The 20,982-nt window shown below is 45.1% G+C and carries 16 protein-coding genes; 14 read left to right on the top strand and 2 right to left on the bottom strand.

Translation table 11 applies throughout. The features are described from left to right. The first annotated feature begins 94 nt into the window (after positions 1-94). The 4 genes from NYE28_RS18615 (at position 95) to tagH (ending at position 6,429) form a co-directional block, all read left to right on the top strand. Positions 95-1,636 (top strand): glycosyltransferase family 2 protein, encoded by a 1,542-nt coding sequence (locus tag NYE28_RS18615; protein WP_305175824.1) that lies wholly within the window; start codon positions 95-97, stop codon positions 1,634-1,636. A gap of 40 nt (positions 1,637-1,676) precedes the next feature. Then, on the top strand, positions 1,677-3,851 hold the full coding sequence (locus NYE28_RS18610; RefSeq protein WP_032867490.1) for a CDP-glycerol glycerophosphotransferase family protein: 2,175 nt from the start codon (positions 1,677-1,679) through the stop codon (positions 3,849-3,851). Between the two features lie 185 nt (positions 3,852-4,036). Then, on the top strand, positions 4,037-4,864 hold the full coding sequence (locus NYE28_RS18605) for an ABC transporter permease (RefSeq protein ID WP_003151365.1): 828 nt from the start codon (positions 4,037-4,039) through the stop codon (positions 4,862-4,864). 20 nt (positions 4,865-4,884) lie between these two features. Then, complete coding sequence (gene tagH, locus NYE28_RS18600; RefSeq protein ID WP_342490206.1) at positions 4,885-6,429, top strand: teichoic acids export ABC transporter ATP-binding subunit TagH; 1,545 nt, start codon at positions 4,885-4,887, stop codon at positions 6,427-6,429. Positions 6,430-6,468: 39 nt separating this feature from the next. Here tagH and galU read toward each other — a convergent pair whose 3' ends face one another. After that, on the bottom strand, positions 6,469-7,353 hold the full coding sequence (galU, locus tag NYE28_RS18595) for a UTP--glucose-1-phosphate uridylyltransferase GalU (RefSeq protein WP_020956427.1): 885 nt from the start codon (positions 7,351-7,353) through the stop codon (positions 6,469-6,471). 228 nt (positions 7,354-7,581) lie between these two features. Here galU and wecB point away from each other — a divergent pair, with 228 nt between their 5' ends. Next, entirely contained in the window at positions 7,582-8,721 is a 1,140-nt protein-coding gene (gene wecB, locus NYE28_RS18590) for a UDP-N-acetylglucosamine 2-epimerase (non-hydrolyzing) (protein WP_094031334.1), read from the top strand. A 31-nt stretch (positions 8,722-8,752) separates the two neighbouring features. On the opposite strand, the gene NYE28_RS18585 is transcribed toward wecB, so the two are convergent. Then, a complete protein-coding gene (locus NYE28_RS18585; RefSeq protein ID WP_003151369.1) occupies positions 8,753-9,670 on the bottom strand; it encodes a LytR family transcriptional regulator in 918 nt (305 codons plus the stop codon). Between the two features lie 180 nt (positions 9,671-9,850). On the opposite strand from NYE28_RS18585, the gene NYE28_RS18580 reads away from it, so the two are divergent. The 9 genes from NYE28_RS18580 (at position 9,851) to NYE28_RS18540 (ending at position 20,963) form a co-directional block, all read left to right on the top strand. Further along, a complete protein-coding gene (locus tag NYE28_RS18580) occupies positions 9,851-10,168 on the top strand; it encodes a hypothetical protein (protein WP_007407496.1) in 318 nt (105 codons plus the stop codon). Between the two features lie 32 nt (positions 10,169-10,200). Beyond that, positions 10,201-12,321: a SpoIID/LytB domain-containing protein gene (locus tag NYE28_RS18575; protein ID WP_020956425.1), complete on the top strand. Its 2,121-nt coding sequence runs from the start codon at positions 10,201-10,203 to the stop codon at positions 12,319-12,321. 21 nt (positions 12,322-12,342) lie between these two features. Further along, positions 12,343-13,833 (top strand): N-acetylmuramoyl-L-alanine amidase, encoded by a 1,491-nt coding sequence (locus NYE28_RS18570; protein WP_012118582.1) that lies wholly within the window; start codon positions 12,343-12,345, stop codon positions 13,831-13,833. 216 nt (positions 13,834-14,049) lie between these two features. Beyond that, complete coding sequence (locus NYE28_RS18565) at positions 14,050-14,709, top strand: exopolysaccharide biosynthesis polyprenyl glycosylphosphotransferase (protein WP_003151373.1); 660 nt, start codon at positions 14,050-14,052, stop codon at positions 14,707-14,709. 36 nt (positions 14,710-14,745) lie between these two features. Beyond that, positions 14,746-16,194, top strand: coding sequence for an MOP flippase family protein (locus NYE28_RS18560; protein ID WP_060673969.1), 1,449 nt, complete (start codon positions 14,746-14,748; stop codon positions 16,192-16,194). After that, positions 16,191-17,387 carry a glycosyltransferase family 4 protein gene (locus NYE28_RS18555; protein WP_227051133.1) on the top strand — a complete coding sequence of 399 codons (1,197 nt, stop codon included), beginning with the start codon at positions 16,191-16,193 and terminating at the stop codon, positions 17,385-17,387. The genes NYE28_RS18560 and NYE28_RS18555 overlap by 4 nt, the downstream gene beginning before the upstream one ends. A 4-nt stretch (positions 17,388-17,391) precedes the next feature. Next, complete coding sequence (locus NYE28_RS18550) at positions 17,392-18,732, top strand: UDP-glucose/GDP-mannose dehydrogenase family protein (RefSeq protein ID WP_337681151.1); 1,341 nt, start codon at positions 17,392-17,394, stop codon at positions 18,730-18,732. 66 nt (positions 18,733-18,798) lie between these two features. After that, entirely contained in the window at positions 18,799-20,286 is a 1,488-nt protein-coding gene (locus NYE28_RS18545) for an O-antigen ligase family protein (RefSeq protein ID WP_043021845.1), read from the top strand. After that, positions 20,283-20,963 carry a Teichuronic acid biosynthesis protein TuaF gene (locus tag NYE28_RS18540; RefSeq protein ID WP_033575219.1) on the top strand — a complete coding sequence of 227 codons (681 nt, stop codon included), beginning with the start codon at positions 20,283-20,285 and terminating at the stop codon, positions 20,961-20,963. The genes NYE28_RS18545 and NYE28_RS18540 overlap by 4 nt, the downstream gene beginning before the upstream one ends. Positions 20,964-20,982: the final 19 nt, after the last annotated feature.

The raw sequence follows: 20,982 nt of genomic DNA, 5'->3' as shown, positions 1-20,982 counted from the left end.
GGATAGGGAGTACTTCTTGTAATATAAGGTTATTTTCGCTATATTTGTTATGCGCTTTTGAAAAAAAGCTAGACAATAAGAGGAGAATTTAAAGATGAATCTTAGTAACTTTTTTAAGTTGAATAAAAAAGAGTCCAAGCCGTCCGTAGAAGAACGCGAATATACCATTTTAAACAAAGAAGCATTGGCGGAAGAGAAGAAGGTAGCGGTAGTCGTTCCTGTTTATAATGCAGAAGAATATGTAAGGAAAACAGTTGATTCAGTGATCCTTCAAAACATCGGCTTTCAGCATATTTCTTTAATTCTTGTCGATGATTGCTCTACTGATGATTCCAGAAACATCCTGACTGAGTACGCCGAGTTGTATGAAAATATTACAGTCGTCTTTTTGAAAGACAACACGGGAACCCCGGCTTATCCGAGAAACTTGGGAATTGAGCTGGCAAATGCAAAGTACATTACATTTTTGGATGCGGATGATTGGTTTGCGCCGAACGGAGTTAAAATCTTATTCGACATGCTTGAAAGAGATCAGGTAAATTATGCGGTCGGAAAAACGATCGAAATGCAGGTGAACGGTCAAAAAACGATCGGGAAACATGAGTCTTCTCTGAACAGAGCGAAGGTATCGCCTTTTTCAATCCGGCATATTTTCTATCATCTCGGCCCGCGGGCAAGAATGATGAACTTACAATTTCTAAAAGATAATGATATCAGATATCCGGAAATGAAATTTGCTGAAGATAAGCAATTTTTTATGGATGTTCTTTTGGCGTGCGGAGATATTTCAACGTCAACCGAACCGGTCTATTATCTGAACAGAATGGACAATAATGAGTCGCTGACAAAGCAGACTAATATAATGGAAAAAACCGACACGAACATAGCCGTAATGAAGTATATTCTGAACAAAAAATTAGATACTGAAAAAGAGAAGATGGCGATGAACCGCCTGATCGAATTCGATTCCATTACGCGTCTTTTCGATCGGATGCACTTCCTGAAAAGCGAAAACAAAGAAGCCTACTACAATAAATTCAATGAAATTCTGAATGTGTTAAAGAAGACGAAATACGATATTTCCGAGACATTTTTTCATCCGATTCATAAAACAGCCTTCCGTCTGCTGACTCAAAAACGGTATGATGAGGTCGAAAAGCTGTTCCGCTGGTCCAAAAAAGAGCCCGATAAAACCATCGTGACGCAAGGCGGACTGGCTTATTTAGAAAGCCCGCTGACGGATGAAGAAAATAAACTGGTCGAACTTCGCATGCACGGAGAAACGGAAAGCGCGGTGTTCGCCGATCATAAATTCACCGTTACGTTCCGCTTGTTCGGACAGGACAGAAATAATGCCCAATATATTCAGTTTCAGCACAGAGATAACATGAAAGTAGTCCACCAGTTTCCGGTTCAGTCACTGGGAGACGGGCGGTACGTCCTTGAAATCCCGTTACGTGACATTGAAAAAGTCGGACTTGGCGGTTATATTATGTATGTTATTTATAACGATTATGAACGTGTCATGTTAAACAGAGACGACGGTGAAAAGGTGACGGCAGAAGCGAACGGACTGCAATATCAATTCTACCGGACGGTGAAGGAGAACCTTTCGCTGAAAGTAACAAAATTGTGATTGGATATGTTTAATTGAAACAGAGGAGTAGACTTATTTTATGGGTATAGAAAATCCTGTCAGATACAAGTTAAAACATCTTAACATAAAGGAAGAGACATTCAGCATTACGATATCCTGTGAAAATGTCACTGCAGGGGAAGAGCCTTCTCTTCAGATTATAAATCGTAAGACAAAAGCGGAACTTTCCGTCCCTCTGAAACGGTTGGCCGGAGAAGGCGGGGAGTACCATGCTGTTATGAGCACGGATCTGCTTTCTGACCATACGGACGGCAAAGGATGTCTGGATTTCTATGTCTCCTTTATCAATGATGACAGTGATATCAGTAAAAAACGGTTAAAATCCAGCCTTGAACCTATTGAACTGTCTTCTTATAAAGATGAGGCTCATCATATGTTCTTTTTCCCTTACACGACGAAGAAAGGGAATTTCTCCTTAAAGCTGCTGCAGAAAAAGTTCGTCACGCGGATTGATGAAATGGAGCTCGAATCTGACGGCAGCTTACATCTGAAAGGTTTTGCATTCCGGCTGAATGCGGCAGAAACCTTAAAGATAAAAGAAAAAAACCTGATTCTGAAAATGAAAAAAGGAAAAGAAGAGGAGCCTCTCATTCTGAAGTATCCGCTTCACGACGTGCCGAGACACGACCTTGATGAATATGTTCAGGACACAACGATGCTTGACACGATAGGCTTTGATACAAAAATTGATTTGAATGCCGTTTATAAAGAATTGAATCAGCAGCTAACCTTTCAATTCCATATTCAATTCATTTTTGAAGATGCCGGGACGGGTGAAGAGATTATCACCAACAGCAAACCGTTAAAGGTTCTGAAATCTGAACAAGTAAACCCTAACCAATTCACGATCCTGAAAACGGAGAAAGGGCCTGCCAGATTTCACGTTTTCACGAAAAAGAAAACGAAAAATCTCCACCTGAGAATGAACGATTACAGCTTCAGCACCCGCGTGGAGTATTTTGTGAAAGGAAAGCTGAAACGGGGCGCTTCCTTTGTACGCAAGAGAAAGAATAAGCTGAAAAAGTTCATTGAGAAAAGAATACAAAACACTTATAAAGCGGGATTCAGGGTTGCGGGGAAACTGCCTGTCAAACAGAAATTTGTCATGTTTGAAAGCTTTGCCGGAAAACAGTACAGCTGCAATCCGCGGGCGATTTATGAATACATGAGCAAAGAGATGCCGGAATACCGTCTCTGCTGGAGTGTAAACCCCGCTTACTCACAGACATTTAAAGATAAAGGAATTCCTTATATCGAACGCTTTACGTTCAAATGGCTGTTTGCCATGGCAAGAGCCGAGTACTGGGTTGTCAACAGCCGTATGCCGCTGTGGATTCCGAAACCTGAGCATACGACATATGTCCAGACATGGCATGGCACGCCTTTAAAGCGCCTTGCCGTAGATATGGATGAAGTGCATATGCCCGGAACAAACACTGAAAAATACAAGCGCAACTTTACGACAGAGGCTTCAAAGTGGGATTACCTGATTTCACCGAACGCATATTCAACCGAAATATTCGCCCGGGCGTTTCAGTTTAATAAAACCATGATTGAATCGGGATATCCGCGGAATGACTTCCTTCAAACGGATAACAGCCCTTCTGTCATCAAAGCGCTGAAAGAAAAAATGAATCTTCCGCAAGATAAAAAAGTGATTATCTACGCACCGACATGGCGGGATGACCAATTTTATAAGAAGGGAAAATACAAGTTTGACCTTGATTTAGACCTTCATCAATTGAGAGAAGCGATTGGCGATCGTTATGTCATTATTTTACGAATGCATTATCTCGTGGCGGAAAACTTTGATCTCGGACCGTATGAAGGATTTGCTTATGATTTCTCCAGCTACGAAGATATCCGTGAGCTGTATATGGTCTCTGATTTACTCATAACGGACTATTCCTCTGTCTTTTTTGACTATGCAAATCTGAAAAGACCGATGCTGTTTTATGTGCCTGATATCGAAACGTACCGGGATAAACTCAGAGGGTTTTACTTTGACTTTGAAAAAGAAGCGCCTGGCCCGCTTGTCAAAGAAACAGGTGACGTTATCAAATGGGTCAATGAAACGGAATCAGATGATTATAAGCTTCCGGATTCATTCGGGCCTTTTTACGAGAAGTTCTGTTATTTAGAAACCGGAGAATCGTCTGAAAAAGCCGTAAAAGTGATTTTCGGGGACAAGTAAATAGGTGCAAAAAAGCATAATTTAACCACGTTAATTATGCTTTTTTGCTTAAGTGACGGCATGTTGCGCTCATGGGATTCAGGCTTGTTATGAAGTGAAAAATACATCGTAATCTGTTACAATTATGAGCGGTGCTTTTGTAAGTCAAAGCTATTACCTAAAACTTACGACTAAGGAAGATTAGAATGAATGCATTGGTAAAAATTCTGAAAGAGCAATTCAACTCATTTCCGCTGATTATGCGGCTTGCAGTGTACGAAACGAAATCAAAGTATCAAGTGAACTATTTGGGTATATTGTGGCAGTTTCTCAACCCTATGATTCAAATGCTGGCTTACTGGTTCGTATTTGGTCTCGGGATTCGCGGCGGACATGATATGGTGCTTGGAAATGGAGACAGCGTACCGTTCATCGTCTGGATGCTGGCCGGCTTAATTCCTTGGTTCTTTATCAGTCCGACGATACTGGATGCATCTAACAGTGTTTTTAAACGGATAAATTTAGTGTCGAAAATGAACTTTCCGATCAGTTCACTGCCTTCTGTAGTGATAGCATCGAATTTATTCAGTTACTTTGTGATGATGGCGATTTATATTATTGTGCTGCTGAGCAACGGACTGTTTCCGACGCTTCACTGGCTGCAATATATTTATTACTTGTTTTGCATGATCAGTTTTATGTTTGCTTTCGGCCTGTTTAATTCAACCATCAGCGTTTTAATCAGGGACTATCAGTTTTTGCTTCAAGCCGTCACAAGGCTGCTCTTTTTTCTTCTGCCGATTTTCTGGGACATTGCGGAGAAATTTGGAAACAGACCTGAAGTTTTGACCATCTTGAAGTTAAACCCTCTTTTCTATATTATCGAGGGCTTTAGAGACAGCTTTATGGAAGGGCAGTGGTTTTTCCACGATGTGAAATACACGCTGTATTTCTGGTTCGTCACACTGCTGTTATTAACAGTCGGTTCACTTCTTCATATGAAATTCAGAGATAAGTTTGTTGACTTTCTTTAATATAGTAAGGAGATTATACGATGAAACTAAAAGTTTCGTTCAGAAATGTTTCAAAACAGTATTTTCTATATAAAAAACAGTCTGACAAAATTAAAGGACTGTTTTTCCCAAACAGAAATCAAAAAGGTTTTTTCGCTGTCCGAAATGTTTCTTTTGACGTCTATGAAGGGGAAACGATCGGATTCGTAGGGATCAACGGCTCGGGAAAATCAACGATGTCCAATTTGCTTGCAAAGATCATTCCGCCGACAAGCGGTGAGATTGATATGAACGGGCAGCCGTCTTTAATCGCGATTTCTGCCGGATTAAACAATCAATTAAGCGGTAAAGACAACATTCGTTTAAAATGCTTGATGATGGGTCTCAACAATCGGCAGATAGACGAGCTTTATGAAAAAATCGTTGAATTCGCGGATATCGGCGACTTTATAGATCAGCCTGTTAAAAGCTATTCAAGCGGTATGAAATCACGTCTCGGTTTTGCCATATCGGCGCATATGGACCCTGACATCCTTATTATTGATGAGGCGCTCTCAGTAGGGGACCAGACTTTCTATCAGAAATGTGTGGACCGCATTACGGAATTTAAAGAACGCGGCAAAACGATCTTTTTCGTCAGTCATTCCATCGGACAGATTGAGAAAATGTGTGATCGGGTGGCTTGGATGCATTACGGCGAAATGCGCATGTTCGACGAAACGAAAGCCGTTGTGAAAGAATATAAAGCTTTTGTGGATTGGTTCAACAAGCTTTCAAAGAAAGAAAAGAAGAAATATCAAAACGAGCAGATTGAAGGCAGAACGCGGGCAGCCGAGGAACAGAAAATCACTCAGGCGCAGCAAAAGAAAGCGAAGCCTAAATTCATTGCCAATACGATTCAGATTACGCTGCTTGCATTGCTGGCTGTCGGCGCGGGTGCTTCGATGTTTTCAGACAAGCCACTGCGTGCGATTACATCTTTCGGTGACGTCAAACAGAGCGATGCCGGCCTTTATGAGTCTGTGAATAAACCTGCTTTGATAAAAGCTGAAAAGGCAGACCTTTATACTGAAAAAGATATAAAAGGAAAAGCCTCCGCAAGTGTAAGTTTCGGCACGAAGGTGCAGGTAGAAGCCGAGAATAACCAGGCGGCCAAAGTGAAATTAAACGATAAAGAGTACTTTATGAAAAAGACTGATCTGTATAAAGTGAACGCTTTAAAAAAGACGGATGTTCAGCTTAATGATTTCAGCGGCAGTTTATCAAGCCAAACAGCAGAAGAGTTTCTCTCATATCTCAATAAAAGCGGGGACGATGTACAGAGTAAATTGAAAAATCCAGCTGCCGGACAAACGGCTGACGGACGGAACGTATTAAAAACATCCGATGCAAAAACGGAGGTAGTGATTGACAATGATACAGTCTCCGAAGTGGTTTTTCATTTATCGCGTCCTGCAGACATCTCAGCTTTAAGTGAAAAAGGCGGCAGCAAAATCAATCAGAATTTGCTCATGCTTAAAAACCAGGAATATACTTTTTCGGTGAACAATGCTGATAAAACACTGACGGTAACGTCTAAAAAGTAAAGATCACATAAAAAAAGCTGCCGGATTCGGCAGCTTTTTCTATTCGTCAGCTTCTTCTTTTTCAAGAAGATCCTTCATGAACGGAATTAATTTATGGCGGATATCCTGATCCTGTAAGGCAAATTCAAGCGTCGTCTCGATAAATCCGAGTTTTTCACCGACATCGTAACGTTTTCCTTCGAAATCATAAGCGAAGACACGCTGAATGTCATTGAGCTTTTGGATGGCGTCCGTTAATTGAATTTCTCCTCCTGCACCGACTTCCTGCTGTTCCAGGTACATGAAAATTTCAGGAGTGAAAACGTATCTTCCTAAAATAGCCAAGTTGGAAGGAGCTGTGCCCGGTTCAGGCTTCTCTACAAAATTTTTCACCTGGTAACGGCGGCCTTCATTTGTTAACGGATCGATAATTCCGTAGCGGTGTGTGTCGTTTTCAGGAACTTGCTGAACACCGATGATTGAAGACAATGTTTTTTCGTATTCATCCATCAGCTGACGAAGTCCCGGTTTTTCAGCCTGGACAATATCATCGCCGAGAAGAACGGCGAAAGGTTCATCGCCGATGAAGTTGCGTGCGCACCAAACGGCATGACCGAGTCCTTTTGGCTCTTTTTGGCGAATATAGTGGATATCCGCAATATTTGACGATTTTTTCACTTTTTGAAGCAGTTCGATTTTCCCTTTTTCTTCTAAATTGCGTTCCAGTTCAGGGGCATTGTCGAAATGGTCTTCTATTGCTCTTTTTCCTTTTCCGGTTACGATAATAATATCTTCGATGCCGGATTCGACAGCTTCTTCGATAATATACTGAATTGTCGGCTTATCAACGATTGGAAGCATTTCTTTAGGCATTGCTTTTGTGGCCGGCAAAAAACGAGTGCCTAAACCTGCTGCCGGAATAATGGCTTTGCGTACTTTCTTCACTGAATAACACCATCCTTGTTTCTGCAAAATCTTTTTTTCAGAACTATAACCTAGTCTTTTTCCACTTTACCACAATTGATTAAAATTCACACCTTTTAATCCGCTTTCAAAGAGTCTTGGAACGGTTTTTGCTTTGTTTGCCATTAAGCTTTACAATATCTAAGAAACGGCATAAATATGTTAACATGAAGGGATATCCGACATATAAAACGAGGTGCAGACAAACCGTTGAAAAAACTAAAAGTAATGACCGTATTCGGTACAAGACCTGAAGCAATTAAAATGGCTCCGCTCGTATTAGAGCTTGAAAAATATCAGGAAATTGATTCGCTGGTGACTGTAACCGCGCAGCACAGACAGATGCTGGATCAAGTGCTTGAAGCATTCAGCATTACGCCTGATTTTGATTTGAATATTATGAAAGAGCGTCAAACGCTTTCAGAAATTACATCTCATGCTTTGCTGAAACTGGACAAGCTGTTCCAAGAAGTAAAACCAGATATCGTTTTGGTCCACGGAGATACGACGACAACGTTCGCCGGAAGCCTTGCCGCCTTTTACCATCAAATCGCTATCGGCCATGTGGAAGCCGGTCTGCGTACGCATAATAAATACTCTCCTTTCCCCGAGGAAATCAATCGGCAGATGACGGGCGTGATGGCTGATGTGAATTTTGCGCCGACAAGCCAGGCCGAGCAGAATCTGCTTTCTGAAAATAAAAAGCCGGATTCTATATTTGTCACGGGAAATACGGCGATAGACGCGCTTCAAACGACAGTGCGGGAAGATTATTTTCATCCGATTTTTGACAAGCTGGAAGGAAGCAGGATGATTCTTTTAACAGCGCACAGACGTGAAAATTTAGGCAGGCCGATGGAACAGATGTTTAAGGCCGTCAGAAGAGTCGTTGAAGAGTTTGAGGACGTACAAGTCGTTTATCCCGTTCATTTGAATCCCGCAGTTCGTGAGGCCGCAGAAGCCCATTTTGCTGATTCGGACAGGGTGCACTTAATAGAACCTCTGGAGGTCGTGGATTTCCATAACTTCGCTGCGAAAGCAAGTTTCATTTTGACCGACTCGGGCGGAGTGCAGGAGGAAGCGCCTTCTCTCGGAAAGCCGGTCTTGGTGCTTCGGGACACAACCGAGCGCCCCGAAGGAGTGAAAGCCGGGACATTAAAGCTGGCGGGTACAGATGAAGAAACGGTGTATCAGCTGACAAAACAGCTCTTAACCGATCAGGCTGAATATGAACGGATGTCAAAGGCGTCAAACCCTTATGGTGACGGATCGGCTTCAAAACGGATTGTGGAAGAACTGCTTTATCGGTACGGCTATAGAAAAACCCGTCCGCAGCCTTTTACAGAATAAAAAAACTCTGCATCATATGCAGAGTTTTTTATTATTTCAGGCTTTCTTTTAATTCTTTTTTGACTGAAGCGAGGCTTGCTTCATCTAATTTGTAATAATAGATATTGTTGATTCTCGTTCCCGTTCCCTTCAGTTCATGCTGAGTGACTTTGCTGCGGGCGTTTTTATAGTCAGTCATAACCGTCCACATATCATCGAATGACATGTTTGTTTTCATATTGTTTTCAATGACCTTAAACATATCTCCGAATTTCGTGACAGACGAGATGTTTGCCCCTTTAGAAATAATCCCTTCAATCACTTGGCGCTGGCGCTGCTGCCTGCCGAAATCCCCCCGGGGATCTTCTTTTCTCATACGCGTGTAGGCCAGTGCTTCTTCGCCGTTCAGGCTGATGTTCCCCGTTCCGAAAGAGTGCCCGTCGTAGTTGAAGGCAAACGTGCTGTTCACCGTAATCCCGCCGAGTGTATCCACGGTATCTTTGAAGCTCTCCATGTTTACTTTCACAAAATAATCTACCGGCACGTCAAGCAGGTCCTCGACGGTATCCGCGGCCATCTGCGTTCCGCCGAAAGCATAGGAGTGGTTGATTTTATCCATCGTACCTTTGCCGGAGATTTTCGTATACGTATCACGCGGAATGCTGACCATTTCTGTTGTATTCGTTTTAGGATTGACGGTCATATAAATCATCGTATCCGCGCGCCCCTTGTCATTTTTCCGCTCATCGACGCCCATGATTAAAACAGAAATCGGATCCTTCTTTCCGAGATCTATATCCGTGTCACGTTTGTCCGATTTTTTCAAGTCTTCCTGAATGCTTGCCACCGTTGAAGCCGCTTTGTGCCACAAGTAGTAGACGTAGCCTCCTGATGATAAAACTAACAGCCCGATGATTGTTACGATTGTCAGAAGAACTTTTTTCTTCTTTCTTTTTCGTTCAGCTCTCATTTGTCATCACCTTTTCTATTAACTTTCCTGATACAATTTACTAATCTTTATAAACCCAGTCATATTTTTACTTATAACCATGTAATAGACGAAATTCTTAAAAAAAGGTTACAAAAAGACCTTAAAATTACCTTAAAAAAAAGTTAGTATAAGACGATACATAAAGATGAGGTGAAAAAAATGAAAAAAACTATTGCAGCTTCGTTCTTAATACTGCTTTTTTCTGTTGTATTGGCAGCGTGCGGAACGGCGGATCAATCAAAGAAGGGAAGCGGTTCTTCGGAGAACCAGGCTCAAAAAGAAACGGCATATTATGTCGGTATGGCGGATACGCACACAATTGAAGTAAAAGTGGATGATCAGCCCGTCAGCTTTGAATTTTCTGATGATTTCTCTGATGTTCTGAATAAATTCAGCGAAAATGACAAAGTCAGCATTACTTATTTCACAAATGATAAAGGCCAAAAAGAGATCAAGGAAATCGAGAAAGCAAAATAATACACCATGATCAGCAAAAGGCGGGATAAAAATTGAAGAAAACAATATGGGCTGTCTGTTTTTCTGTGATATTCAGCCTGGCTTTATTACCGGAAAGCACTTTTGCGTCCAGTTCTGATATCTCAGTAAAACTGACGAATTATATTGGTAATAAATCGACTCTGAATATCGAACCTTCAGGAACTTATAAACTGACGGGAAGCGATGTCTCCTCCGTTGCCAGATTGGGAGGCGCGTCCAAATATGATACGGCTAACGCTGCGACATCCAAGTATTGGAAAAACCCGTCCAACATAGTTGTCGTTAATACGGATGCTTATTTTGCGGACACGCTTTCCGTCATTCCTTTAGCGAATAAACTGAAAGCGCCTGTTCTGCTGACTGAAGCGAAAAAGCTGAGCAGCAGCACAGAAGCGCAAATCAAGAAATTCAGTCCGGATAATATTTTAATCATCGGCGGGACGAACAGTATTTCGTCAGCCGCGGAAAAGACATTGAAGAAATACGGCCGCACGAAACGGATCAGCGGAAAAAACAGATATGATCTGTCCAAAAATATTGCGGCCGAAATGGGCAGCTATGACCAGGCGGTCGTAGTAACGGGGGATGTATATACGGATGCGCTGGCAATCGCGCCTTATGCTGCGCAAAACGGCTATCCGATTCTCCTGACGAAAAAAGACTCCCTTCCGAGCTACAATCTGCCTAAAAAAGTGATCATCATGGGAGGCACTTCAAGCGTCAGCAAAGATGTGGAGAATCAAATTAAAAAGAAGGCCTCGGTCACCAAAAGAATTACCGGATCAAACAGATATCAAATATCAGCAAACGCAGTCACTTCGCTCGGCATGGATGCAAGCAAAACGGTGGCTGCCAACGGGACTAAATTAGCGGACATCGTTGTCGGATCAAATATTGCCGCCGCAAATCACATGCCGCTTGTATACATCAAAAAAAGCGAAACACCCGCCGACGAGGCCAGCCTTTTTAAAACGAAAGGCACCTATTCTTATACATTAATAGGCAGCGCGAATTCAATTGCCGATTCAGTTAAGGCTGCTTACGCAAAAGAGTTTTATCTCGTAAACGGAAAGACGTACCGTATTGAAACGTCCGGCGGCAAATTAGGCGTTGCAGGCATTAACAGCGGAAAAACGTCTTTCAAGGCGGTTCCTGAAAAATATTCAACAGCAAACACAATCAGCATTGACGGGAAGCCATATCTGGGGAATATGAGTTTCACTGCGGAATCCGGCAAATATGTAAGACCTGTTAATGAAAACATTCCTTTTGAGGATTATCTGAAAGGTGTCCTGCCGAATGAAATGCCGGGAAGCTGGCCGACAGAAGCGCTGAAAGCCCAGGCTGTTGCCGCCCGCACCTACTCTATCGGCAAGATGGGACAAACAGTCGCGGATACAACGGCCTTTCAGGTTTACGGGGGATACAGCTGGTATCCAAACGCCACCGCAGCCGTTAACGGAACAAAAGGGAAAGTGCTCACTTATTCCGGCAGATTGATAGATGCCACTTACTCATCAAGCAATGGCGGTTACATGGAAGCCGGCGATGAAGTGTGGGGATCGAAAGTGCCGTATTTAGTAGCCAAAAAGGATACAAAAGATCCGGAAATCAGCTGGTCTTTAACATTGCAGAAGCAACAGCTGCCAGCGGGTCTGGATATGAAAAATCCCGCATCCTGGTGGTCTAAAACAAACGAAGCAAATGCCGCGCAGCTCAACGGAATAAAAAATTGGCTGATGAAAAATAAAGAAACCAATGCAAGTTCCATAAAAATTGCAAGCATCTCTGATCTCTCGCTCACCGGAAAAACAAAAGGCCAGCGCGCGGAAGACGCCGCGGTGAAGGTCACGTACCATGTGAATGACAAGTCGAAGGGCTATGTCATGAACAAGACTGCATCTGTTGAGGTGAAAGCGTCTGAACTCAGGACGATGATCGGAGCTTCATCTTTTAAAAGCACATACGCCAGTGCGTCCGGTAATTCTTCGCAAATCACGATATCAGGAAAGGGATACGGTCACGGCGTAGGAATGAGTCAATACGGAGCAAAAGAAAGAGCGGAGGCCGGAGAGCCGTATACTTCTATTCTTGCGTTCTATTACCCTAATACAGCACTTACAAACTACTAAACTTCTGTGGAGGAGATCGGATTGAAATTCATCATAAAATGTCTCCCCGTCTTTATTCTCGGGGTCATTCTATTTGTCCCTTCCGCTTTGGCTGACAACACGGTTAAAAGGATCGGCGGAAGCACCCGGTATGATACGGCTGTACTGGCGGCAAAACAATCATGGGGTGAAGCGAAAACGGTAATTATCACCGGCGGAACTTCATATGCCGATGCAATTGCCGCTGCGCCGCTTTCATATCAAAAAAATGCGCCGCTGCTGTTTACAAATAAAGATCAGCTGTCTGCCGGCACAAAAAAGGGATTAATTGATTTAAAAACGAAAAATGTGATTATCGTAGGCGGCACACCTGCCGTTTCGAAAAATACTGAAAATCAAATTGCTAAATTAGGCATCAGTGTCAAACGATTATCAGGGAGCACGAGATATGCCACAGCCGCAAAAGTGGCGGGTGAAATGACAAGATCTTCTACAGCCCTTGTGGTCAACGGGTTTGTTGATGCAGATGGAATGGCTGCGATTTCTTATGCGTCCGCTAAAAAATATCCGATTTTATTCACTAATGATTCGACATTAAATGGTTCTACGTCCAATGCGATCAAAAGCTTAGGGATTAAAAACACGATTGTCATTGGCGGGACAAGCAGCATCAGCAGCTCACTTTACAATAAACTGCCGAACCCTTCAAGAATCAGCGGCAAAAACCGCTATAACCTGTCTGTGAATCTTGCAAAAAAGACAGGCTTAAGCACAGGCTATACGTTTGTTACCAATGGTTTTAAAGAGGCGGATACCATCGTCGGAGGCGTGCTGAGCGCCAAACAGGGAAGAGTTCACCTGCTGACGAATGGAGACAGTCTGTCAAAAGACGTCCGGACGTATATCGGAAGTAAAAACATCACCAGCTTCACCGTCATAGGAAGTGCTTCATCTTTAAGCAACAATGCCGCGTCGCAGCTTAAAAATCCGGTTGTCGGCAAAACGGTCTTTATTGATCCGGGGCACGGCTATCAGGATTCAGGAGCAACCGGCAACGGCTTGCTTGAGAAAAATGTAAATCTTGATATCGCTACGCGTCTTAACAATCAATTATACGGCGCGGGCGCGCTTACTGTAATGTCGAGGAAGGGCGACACCTTTGACTCGCTTGAGGAGAGAGTGAACAAAGGGGCGAAGGCGAACGCCGATATTTTCATCAGCGTCCATGCGAACGCAAATGATAACAGCAGTGCAAACGGTACGGAGACGTATTATGATAAAACGTACCAATCCGCAAACAGTTTGAGGCTTGCCCAAAATATTCAGCCGAGAATGGTTTCTGCTCTCGGCACGCGTGACCGCAGTGTGAAAACTGCCGGGTTTTACGTCATTAAGTATTCTAAAATGCCGAGTGTCTTGTTAGAAACCGGTTTTGTCACAAGCCCGATTGATGCCAATATTTTAAAACAATCAACGAAAAAGGACAGACTCGCGGCGGGGATCACCCAAGGCGTTTCCTCCTATTTCCGATAATTTTTTCATGGAAACAGACCGGTTCATACCGGTCTGTTTTTTTATTTTTCATTATGCTTTGTCTCAAATATGGATATGAATAGATTTACAATAAAAAAACAATAATCGAAACATTCTAATAAACATTAACGCTTCCTTTACTTCCAATTAACATCCATCTGCTAAACTCACGGCATAGGTCATCAAACATCCCAACAAATCGTGAGGTGTGTGTCAGTGGGAGCAGAGAAAAGCATGAATGTAAATAATAACTATGCAGTGCGGCAGGGGACTTCCGCTGCCGTTACGGAAAGAACGGCCCGTTATTTGGCTTTTAAGCGATTCATGGACATTGTGTTTGCGCTTGCGGGGCTTTTGGCGGCGCTCCCGGTGATGGGCCTGTTCTCCATACTGATTCGTTTGGAGTCGCCCGGCCCGGCTTTTTATAAGCAGGAGCGGGTAGGCAAAGACGGGAAGCCGTTTTATTTGTATAAGCTCCGCTCTATGAAAATAGATGCTGAAAAATCGGGGGCGGTCTGGGCGCTGAAAAAGGATCCCCGCGTGACAAAGGTCGGCGCTTTTATCAGAAGGACCCGTATTGATGAGCTGCCGCAGCTGGTAAATGTGCTTCGGGGAGAAATGAGCCTGATCGGCCCGCGTCCCGAGCGTCCCGTGTTTACGGAACAGTTTCAGGCTGAGATTCCGGGGTTTACGGAGCGGCTGGCCGTTAAGCCGGGATTAAGCGGCTGGGCGCAGGTCAACGGGGGATATGACATGACACCGAGGGAAAAACTGATGTTTGACTTATATTATATCCGCAACCTGACCTTTTCATTGGAACTGAAGATTATGCTCAAAACGTGCAAAGTGATCTGGACCGGTGACGGGGCGCGATAAAAATTCTGGTCAGCAGACAAAAAAGTAGGGAAAACGATGCCTAGTATTACAAATCAAATCTTGAGCGGCGCCAAATGGACAAGTATTTCGACAGCGTGTATTACGGTCATTCAAATCATCCAATTCGCCCTGCTCGGGCGGGTCATGTCACTGGCTGAATTCGGCCTTGTCGGCATGATCACAACGGTAGTGGTGTTTGCCCAAATTGCGCTTGATATGGGTTTTGGCGCCGCGCTCATTCAAAAAGATCATGTGACTGATAAACAGATGTCTTCCTTGTACTGGCTGAATATCATAACGGGGCTTGCGCTGTTTGCACTGCTGTTTTTCAGCAGTCCGCTCATCGCCGATTTTTATCGGCGGGAGGAGCTTTTCTATTTAATCCGCGTGCTGGCCGTCATGTTTTTAATCGCGCCGATCGGTCAGCAATACCAGTATATGCTGCAAAAAGCGCTGGCATTTAACACGTTAAGCAAGATTGAAATCTTTTCAAATGTGCTGTCCTTCGTGTATTTGGCGGCCGCGGTTTTTTATACGGACCCGATTCTCGCCTATGTGATTTCCCAGGTGCTCCTGCAATCGTCAAAAGGTATTCTGTACTGGATGGCCTGCAGAAAAACATGGAGACCGGCGTTGGTTTTTGATCTGAAAGGAATGAAAGGCTTCTTTTCTTTCGGGGCCTTTCAGCTGTCTTCCCGGCTTGTGAACCGGCTCGGAGCGAATATTGATATGATTCTGATCGGCAGTTTTATCGGCGCTGAGGCGCTCGGCATTTACAATCTGGCCTACCAGATTGTCACGCTTCCGGTATTAAAAATTAATCCGATCATTACGAGAGTCGCGTTTCCCGTCTTTGCGAAAAACAAGCATGAAAACAGCGTTATCAGAGAAGGATTTCTCAATATGACCAAAATACTCGCGCTGATATCCTTTCCGCTTTTGCTCGGTTTGGTTTCAGTGTCGGATGCATTCGTGGCTTCGGTATTCGGAGAAAAATGGCTGGCGGCTGTCCCGGTTTTAAACGTTCTCGCCATCGTCGGGATATTAAGGGTTCTGATGAATCCGAACGGATCTGTGCTGCTCGCAAAAGGGCGGGCCGATCTGGCGTTTTATTGGGACGCCGGGGTGATGCTGCTGTATGGTGCATCTTTGTACGCCGCCGTGCTGTCCGGAAATCTCTTGACGGTAGCCTGGACGTACGCTTTCATCAGCATCCTGAATTTCCTGATCGGGCGCTGGCTGTTGGCATATGTCATTAAGCTGCGGCTGTCGGCTTACTTCAAAGCCGTGGCCAAACCGTTTCTGCTTACGGCGGCAATGGGTGTCATCGCTTTTACAGCCAGCTTCGGCACGGAGCGGATCAGCCTTGATGTCAAGCTGCGGCTGGCGATCTCCGTAGCCTGCGGCGCGTTGTGTTATTTATTCCTGTTAGGAAAAGCTTATCCGCATATGAAAAGTAAATTAAGAAAAGGACGTTTGCTATGAAGGTATTGTGGATGACAAGTGTCTATCCGAGCAGTGAGAAGCCGGGAGAAGGCGTTTTTCATGAGACGCAGGCCCAAGAACTGAGAAAGCTTGGCGCGGAGATGACCGTCATTTGTCCGCGGCCGAAACTCCCCGCGCCATTCCGGGTGCTGAAAAAGACGTATCGGCAAAAGGATATCAGGCCGGCGCATGAATGGCGGAAAGGCGTGTCCGTCCACCGGCCGTTTTATCAGGCGGTTCCCGGGCAGCTGAAATGGGCGCAGCCGCATAAAAGAATGGCGTCATCGGTTCTTTCCGCGATTAAAAATCATGGCCTGAAGCCCGATCTGATTCACGCGCATTTCGCCATGCCGTCAGGCGGAGCGGCCGCCATTGTGTCAAAGGCTTTAGGCATTCCGTATGTGCTGACCTTGCATGGCAGTGATGTCAATGTCTATCCGCATTACAGCAAAAGCGCTCATCGCGCATTTACATTTGCGGTGCGGGAAGCAGCCGATATTTACGCTGTGAGCGGCAGTCTGCGGGAACAAATGAAAAAGCTTATCGAAGCGGAGTGCACCGTGCTTCCGATCGGCATCACGCTTGACGCCTTTCGAAAAAGGAACGAGACGAAAGAAGCCGTCAGAAAACGCCTCGGCCTTCCTCCGGATAAAAAACTGATCGTGTTCATCGGCAGGCTTGTCAAAGAGAAAGGCGTTTTCGACTTATCAAAAGCCGTTCAATCATTGGATGAAAGATATGAAGCCGTCTTTGTCGGTGACGGTCCCGCCGCATCTTCATTGCGTGAAGCCGCTCATATCGTCACGGGGCAAGTGCCGAACGACAAGGTACAGGACTATCTGCTGGCCTCGGATGTAATGGCGCTGCCGTCCTACAGCGAAGGCATGCCGACTGTGGTCATTGAGGCGCTCGCTCTGAAGGTGCCGGTGATCTGCACCGATGTCGGAGGATTGGCTTCTTTATTCGGGAAACACCGGGGGTTGCTGATCAAGCCGGGTTCACCTGAGACGCTGGCAGAATCGATTCTGCAATATGACGAAGGAGAGGCTTGGACGCCGCAAACAGCCGAGGAACTTTATCAAACCGTCCGCACGTATTTTGACGCAAGCCAAAACGCGAAAGCGCTGAAAGAGAAATACCGATCCGTAATGAACCGGGCCGGGCAAGAGGAGAACCTTTCGAAAGAGGGATGAAGCTGTGAAAAAAATCGCTGTATTAGGAACAGGGTATGTAGGTCTTGTATCTGGAACTTGTTTTGCGGAAATCGGCCATCATGTGACTTGCTGTGACATCAATGAAGCGAAAATCAGAAGCTTGCAAAACGGAGTCATCCCGATATATGAACCGGGACTTGAGGAATTAGCCGAAAAAAATGTCAGTGCCGGGCGCTTATCCTTTACGGCCGGCATTGAGCCGGCTGTGAAAGCCGCTGATATCATCTATATCGCCGTCGGTACGCCGATGTCAAAGACGGGTGAAGCCGATCTGACCTACATTAAGGCAGCGGCGCAAACAATCGGAGAACAGCTGAACGGATACAAAATCATTGTCACCAAAAGCACTGTTCCGGTCGGGACGGGAAAGCTCGTTTACCAAATCGTCAGCGAAGCGTCAAAGGGAAAATATCCGTTTGATGTCGCGTCAAATCCTGAATTCCTCCGCGAAGGTTCGGCGGTGCGGGATACGATGCAGATGGAGCGGGCGGTCATCGGCGCCACAAGCGAACATGCCGCTTCGGTCATTGAAGAGCTTCATAAGCCGTTCCGTACGAAGATCGTAAAGACCAATCTTGAAAGCGCGGAAATGATTAAGTATGCCGCAAATGCTTTTTTAGCCGCGAAAATATCTTTTATTAACGATATCGCCAATATTTGCGAACGTGTCGGGGCGGACATTTCCCACGTGTCAGAAGGCGTCGGTCTTGACAGCCGGATCGGGAATAAATTTCTCCAGGCGGGCATCGGATTCGGCGGATCCTGCTTTCCGAAGGATACAACGGCTTTATTGCATATCGCAAACGCCGCCGGCTATCCGTTTCAAATGATGGAAGCCGTCATTGAAACCAATCAGAAGCAGCGGGTCCGTATTACGGAAAAATTGAACCGCGCAATCGGTCCCTTAAAAGGGAAAACCGTGGCCGTACTGGGGCTGGCCTTTAAACCGCACACAAATGACGTCCGCTCCGCCCCGGCTCTTGATATCATCACAAGCCTTAAAGAGCAGGGCGCTCACGTGAAAGCGTATGATCCGATCGCGATTCCCGAAGCGTCAGCGATATTAGGAGACGGCGGCATTGAATATCACACAGAGCTGTACAGTGCCATCAAAAACGCGGACGCATGCCTGATTACAACAGATTGGCCGGAAGTCAAGGAGATGGATCTTCAGAGAGTGAAGCAGCTGCTCAAACAGCCGGTCATCATTGACGGCAGAAATATGTTTCCGTTGGAGTATATGAGGGTTTCAGGATTCACTTATCATTCCGTCGGACGTCCGGCGGTTCATGCCGGTCGGCAAATAAAAGAACTGGCAAGATAGAAAAAGATTGTCTTCAGGCTCTCGGCAGCCCGGCTCGGCTGCCGGTTTTGGAAAGGGGTTTGCCATGTGAGTATCAAACGTTCAGCGGCACATGTTCTTGTGCTGCTTGCCGCTCTCATTACAGGAGGATTCATCATGCTGGAGGCGGTCAGGGCGGATGCCGGCTTCGGAAAAATCACCGTGCTGCTGTTTGCCGCCATGATCGGCTTTGCCGGACTTGCTTTGCTATCCGCCTTTACAACAAACGGTCAGATGTTTATGGGGCTCATTTATATACTGATCGCGTGTACATTTTTAAACCAGGCCTTCTTTGCGGTCCATCTCGGATTTTTCAGCTTATTTATATACCGGCTGTTATTAATCGGAGCGGGCGCCCTTCACGTCGCCGGCATCCTGACAAACCGTCATCATATTGACAGATGGAATCGGGTGAATGTAAAAGGGGTTCTGATGTTTTTCGCCTTATGGTTTACATACGGTCTCCTATCGTTATTGTGGGCAAAATCCGTGACGTACGGGATTAAATATTTAGCTTTAATGGGAATGGGCATGTTTCTGATTTATCTTATTGTCATGTTCATTCAGCGCTTTGATCAGCTGATGGTTTTTTACGGCATATGGCTTGTGATGACCATTTTTGTGATGGCGATCGGCTTTTACAATCATTTTACACACCACCATCTGCCGAGCTCCACGCTTTATAACGGCCCGCAGTACAAACAGCATTATCCGACGTCCGTTTTCTTTAATCAAAATGATTTCGCAACGTTTTTGTGCATCAGTTTCTTTCTGTATGCGGCGGCGGTGAAAAATATGAAAAACGGCTATGTGAAGGCCGTCAGCCTGCTCTTTGCGATCTGCGCTTTGTATTTAATCATTTTGACCGGTTCGCGCGCGAGTCTGCTGGGCATATGCGCGGGGGCGGCTGTATACGTCTTCATCCTGCTGCCTTCCCTGTTGAAAAAACTCGCGCTGTACGCAGCGGGAGCGGGTGCGGCGCTGTTTGCGGTTTTATTTGCGGGCCGTATCACCAATGCCGTCTTGAATCTGTTTTCAGCTCCGCAGGCGATGCCGGGACAGCATCCGCTTCCTTCCAACCTCGCGAGGGCGAATCTTTTAAAAAACGCCTTTCACTATGTGATTGATTCCTGGGGGTTCGGAGTGGGTGCCGGAAACGTCTCTTACTATTTAAAAGCAGAGCCCGTTTATGATACGGGCGGCGTAGTTGAGGTGCACAACTGGCTCGTCGAGATTATGGCGAACTTCGGCGTTCTTACGATGCTCGGTTACCTGACAGTCTATTTGTTCCTTTTTTGGACACTTTATAAATGTCATGAAAGAAAATCGGAAAATCAGTCAAGACTGATCACAGAAGGACTTATCACGGCGATGGCCGGTTTTTTGGTAAGCAGCATCAGCCCAAGCTCCGTATCAAATTTATTTTTCCACTGGGTATTTCTCTCGCTCGTGATCGCGGCGGTCAATATATTGAGGCGTTTACAAAAGGAGCCTGCCGTCACGGCGTACTATGAAAAACAGGGAGATGCGAGATGAAGGATATGTTGACAAGAATAACCCGGCGTATAAAAAAGAATATCATTTGGATCATTGCGCTGCCCGTTGTGTTAGGGGCAGCGGGATATGTATTGCCGTCAAAAATCAGCGGAAGCAGCAGTTTTACATCAGAAGCCGCGATCGCCGCGGGAAATTATGATCATCCGCTTTATAACAATACAAAAGAAATCCCGCTCCTTTTGACGAGCGATGCCTTTTTAAAGCAGGCTTTGCCTGATAAAACAGACGAAGAAAGAGCGGCCGTGAAAAGTAAACTGACTGTCGAAACACAATCAGATTCATTGATCACGGTCAGCTACAGCGGCCAAAACAAACAGGAGACCGAATCGGTGTTTCAAGCCGTCATAAAAACTTTTCTGAAGAATGATCAGGACCTGTTTGAAAAACGGGCAAAAGTAGTGCGGCAGAGTATTGCTGCGCTTGAAGGAGAAACCGTCAGCGCGGACGCCAAAGTGGATAAGGAACGATTTTTATACGAATTGAAAAATACGCAGCTGAACCTGAAAGCGGCCGGCATCATCAATTCAGAGCCGATGAATGAAACGGCGGGACAAGGCATGCCGCCGAAAAAGAAAGCGGTTCTGGGCGTTTTAATCGGCATTGCAGTTGCATTTATGTTCATTGTCATTCCTGAGTTTTTTAGAGAGTCCTTGTAAAAATCTGCGATGGAGATGT

Source organism: Bacillus sp. FSL R5-0443 (genome assembly GCF_038608285.1).
GTDB lineage: Bacteria > Bacillota > Bacilli > Bacillales > Bacillaceae > Bacillus > Bacillus velezensis.
Note: the sequence above shows the minus strand (reverse complement) of the source record. Positions and strands in the feature narration are given on the sequence as shown.

Coding starts and splice junctions, on each gene's coding strand:
- NYE28_RS18555 (WP_227051133.1), top strand. CDS start 16,191: ATGAAGGTATTGTGGATGACAAGTGTCTATCCGAGCAGTGAGAAGCCG.
- NYE28_RS18615 (WP_305175824.1), top strand. CDS start 95: ATGAATCTTAGTAACTTTTTTAAGTTGAATAAAAAAGAGTCCAAGCCG.
- NYE28_RS18560 (WP_060673969.1), top strand. CDS start 14,746: ATGCCTAGTATTACAAATCAAATCTTGAGCGGCGCCAAATGGACAAGT.
- NYE28_RS18585 (WP_003151369.1), bottom strand. CDS start 9,670: ATGAGAGCTGAACGAAAAAGAAAGAAGAAAAAAGTTCTTCTGACAATC.
- NYE28_RS18580 (WP_007407496.1), top strand. CDS start 9,851: ATGAAAAAAACTATTGCAGCTTCGTTCTTAATACTGCTTTTTTCTGTT.
- NYE28_RS18605 (WP_003151365.1), top strand. CDS start 4,037: ATGAATGCATTGGTAAAAATTCTGAAAGAGCAATTCAACTCATTTCCG.
- tagH (WP_342490206.1), top strand. CDS start 4,885: ATGAAACTAAAAGTTTCGTTCAGAAATGTTTCAAAACAGTATTTTCTA.
- NYE28_RS18540 (WP_033575219.1), top strand. CDS start 20,283: ATGAAGGATATGTTGACAAGAATAACCCGGCGTATAAAAAAGAATATC.
- NYE28_RS18610 (WP_032867490.1), top strand. CDS start 1,677: ATGGGTATAGAAAATCCTGTCAGATACAAGTTAAAACATCTTAACATA.